Origin of the sequence: Bacillus sp. 17RED48, assembly GCF_019837545.1 — a bacterium.
Lineage (GTDB): Bacteria > Bacillota > Bacilli > Bacillales > Bacillaceae_G > Bacillus_A > Bacillus_A wiedmannii.
In genome coordinates this window covers 1-475 of the sequence record NZ_JADAXG010000054.1, presented here as the reverse complement: position 1 = coordinate 475, position 475 = coordinate 1, and the positions used below count along the sequence as shown (strand labels likewise).

General features: G+C 34.1%; 1 protein-coding gene. It reads left to right on the top strand.

The features are described from left to right. Nucleotides 1-144 precede the first annotated feature (144 nt). Nucleotides 145-255, top strand: a complete 111-nt coding sequence (locus ILT06_RS33250) for a helix-turn-helix domain-containing protein (RefSeq protein WP_098826693.1) — start codon at nucleotides 145-147, stop codon at nucleotides 253-255. Nucleotides 256-475 lie beyond the last annotated feature (220 nt).

Here is a 475-nt window from a genome sequence, read left to right as displayed (position 1 = left end):
GGTCACCCTATTATGCACCATTGCTGGTATAACTAGAAGTGGGTATTACAAGTGAATAAAGCGGCACTTAGTGCCTTCTGAAAAACAACTAGAGGACACTAAAATCAAGAAAAAGATATTGGAATGTCATAAAAACTAAGAGAGATTTATGGATATAGAAGAGTGCAAGTGTGGCTGAAAGCCACATATAACCTTCATTTGAATCATAAGCGCATACAAAGATTGATGAATGAATGGGATATTCACTTTCTCTGAGCTCAGAAATGAATATCCCATAATGCTTATATTATTATTTAGGATTACATTCGCACTTACCATGAGCGCTTAATTCATAGTTACGATTAGAATTTACATCGTAACCTTCAGGATAATTGGATCAATGGTTGTTATGAGAGTTTGAGTTGTAATTATCAGGGTAGCTAGATTTATGGTTGTTATTAGAGTTTGAGTTGTAATTATCAGGGTAGTTAGATTT